At 42.9% G+C, this 2612-nt stretch carries 4 protein-coding genes; all 4 read right to left on the bottom strand.

What is annotated here, in order from left to right; genetic code table 11:
* Positions 1-171: 171 nt before the first annotated feature.
* Genes FD44_RS09745 through FD44_RS09730 form a run of 4 tightly spaced genes read right to left on the bottom strand, consistent with a single transcriptional unit; the run spans position 172 to position 2502 of the window.
* On the bottom strand, positions 172-930 hold the full coding sequence (locus tag FD44_RS09745) for an ABC transporter permease (RefSeq protein WP_010620174.1): 759 nt from the start codon (positions 928-930) through the stop codon (positions 172-174).
* Positions 931-933: 3 nt separating this feature from the next.
* Entirely contained in the window at positions 934-1851 is a 918-nt protein-coding gene (locus FD44_RS09740) for an ABC transporter ATP-binding protein (protein WP_010620173.1), read from the bottom strand.
* Positions 1852-1856: 5 nt separating this feature from the next.
* Positions 1857-2180 (bottom strand): DUF1048 domain-containing protein, encoded by a 324-nt coding sequence (locus tag FD44_RS09735; protein WP_010620172.1) that lies wholly within the window; start codon positions 2178-2180, stop codon positions 1857-1859.
* Positions 2170-2502 carry a PadR family transcriptional regulator gene (locus FD44_RS09730; protein ID WP_010620171.1) on the bottom strand — a complete coding sequence of 111 codons (333 nt, stop codon included), beginning with the start codon at positions 2500-2502 and terminating at the stop codon, positions 2170-2172. The genes FD44_RS09735 and FD44_RS09730 overlap by 11 nt, the downstream gene beginning before the upstream one ends.
* Between the last annotated feature and the right edge of the window lie 110 nt (positions 2503-2612).

The following is a 2612-nucleotide window of genomic DNA, read 5'->3' as shown; positions in this document are numbered from 1 at the left end:
GAGGTCAGTTTTGTCCCAGCCACTCTTCCTATTTTCTACTACTTAATCCTAATCGGGCTCCAAAAGATAACTTCCTATGCCTAACTACGATTAACAAATAATCCAGGTACGGGATTCTTCGTCAATCTAGGTTACGCTCGGAAGCTAACCACCTTTTGTCACACCTACTGTCTATACTCGTTTAGCAATCAACGTGCCAAGGAACCTAAATAAAATAATAATTGCTAGAATCCAAATTAAGGCAATCCATCCATGATTTCCAATCGGTTGAGAACTTAGCAATCCGCGAATCGATTGAATGATATGGGTCATTGGCTGATTCTCAGCAAAAACTCGTATAAACTTGGGCATTCCGGTCACTGGCACGAACGCGGAACTGACAAATAAAAGAAACAGAATGATGTAGGAGAAGGCACTTGCACCATCAATACTGGAGGCCATCAGCGCAAATGGAACCGAAATCCAGGTGATGGCAACGGCACTTCCTAGCAGAATAAGGAGCACGAGCAACCAGTCAACAAGCAACGCGTGACTTCGAAATCCAACTAGGAATCCAACACCTAGGACGACTAAGGTTGAGGTCATCATGAAAATAACCGAAGCAACTGATTGTCCATTTAAAACCGCGGATTTTGAAATTGGGAGTGACTTGAAGCGGTCAAACATCCCTGAAGTTTTATCCATATTTATTCGGAGTGCCGTGTAGGCCGATCCCGTTGCAATAGTCATCAGTAAGATTCCAGGGAGTACATAATTAACATACTCCGCATGACTTAAGCCATCAATCTGAATGGCGCCGCCAAAAAGGAAAACCATTAGTAGGAGCATCATGACCGGCATGATGATGACCGTGATAATTGTGTCGACGCTACGTAAATTATGTTTGATCAGCCGACCAGCTAATGTGAATGTATCTGATAAATAGGTCATCGCTTAGACCTCCTTTGTGAGCTGCATGAAAACATCGTCGAGAGTTGGCGCCGTGACTTCAAAGGAAACTGGTTTCAGGGCTGCGTTTTGCAAAATCGATAGAATGTCCATGACCGTTTGAACCGTATCCGGCAATTTAACTGAAAGTGACACATCATTAATTGGGGATAAATCGAAACCAACGAGTTGGCTGGTCGCTTGATGCAGTAGTTGTTCCGTTTCAAACGTTAGAATTAATTTTTCTGGTCCAGCTAATTGTTTCATTTCAGCCGGTGTGCCAGTTTCAATAATACGGCCGTCCTTTAGAAAGCCAATCTGGTCGGCCAATAAATCAGCTTCTTCTAAATACTGAGTTGTCAGAAAAATTGTTTTACCAGCTTTTTTGAGTTTTCGGATAGTTTCCCATAGGTCATTTCGGCTTAAGGGGTCGAGGCCAGTAGTTGGCTCATCCAGAAAAAGAATCTCCGGATCACCAACCAGACTCATTGCCAAATCCAATCGGCGACGCATACCACCCGAGTAGGTTGCCACACGTTTATTGACGGCAGCACTTAGTTTGAACTCGTTTAATAAATCGACTGCAATCTGGTTCGGGTTCGAAACGTGACGTAATTTTGCAATTAATTTCAAATTTTCATGACCGGTCAGCACGTCATCGACAGTTGATGCCTGCGCACTATAGCTGAAAAGACGTTGGATCTCTTGCTGATGTTGGCGGACTTCCAAGTGACTAATTGAAACGGTGCCATTATCTTGATCCAGTAACCCGGTGATGATTTTTAGGAGGGTGGTTTTTCCGGAGCCGTTTGCCCCAAGTAACGCATAAATTGTCCCAGTTTCAACGGATAGGGTCACGTCAGTTAAAACGGTCTTGGTTTTGAAACGTTTCTGAATATTAGCGACTTCAATTATGTTGGTCATATCAATTATCCCCGATTTTTATATGATGTGCGTAACTGATTGCGTTGTTTATTCAGCCAAGTTTCTTCAGGATTATCTGCCAAAATTGCGTCCGCAAATTCAGCGATGTCCTCGCCAACGACGAACTCAACGGGTGACCCATCGGCAACGGCATTTTCAAACATTTCTAACACTGAAATTAAGATGGCCATCATTCCGTCGCCCTTGGCCCAATTCCAAAAGTATTTTTCTAACGCCTTCATTGTGGCCTGATAATCATTTGGTAGTGCAGAAATTCGAGCTTTGTAGTCCCGATACTCCCGCTTTTGCTGTTTAAATTTATTGAACATGATTGTCCTCCTTTAAGTGGGTCATTTGCTGATCCAGGAACTCCCAATTTTGCCAAAAAGTTTCCAATGTTTTTTGACCCGCTGCGTTCAGACTGTAGAACTTACGAGCGGGGCCCTTCGTCGATTTCTTTTTTTCAACGGTGACGAGTTGGTTCTTTTCTAATCGCATTAAAATGGTATAAACGGTTCCTTCTACCAGATCTTCAAACCCGTGTTGATTTAATTCCTTTGTAATTTCGTACCCATAAGTTTCGCCCCCACTAATGATTTGGAGCACGATTCCTTCAAGTACGCCTTTTAACATCTCCGTCGAGATTTTCATGGTTGTCGCCTCACTACTTCGTAATAATTAGTACCACTACATAGTAAAACTAAGTAGTGGCGATGTCAAGCGGTTAAATTTAGACAAAAAAAAGTGGCTGGGACAAAAGT

The organism is Secundilactobacillus malefermentans DSM 5705 = KCTC 3548 (assembly GCF_001436395.1).
Classification (GTDB): domain Bacteria; phylum Bacillota; class Bacilli; order Lactobacillales; family Lactobacillaceae; genus Secundilactobacillus; species Secundilactobacillus malefermentans.
This window is presented reverse-complemented; position numbering and strand designations above follow the sequence as displayed.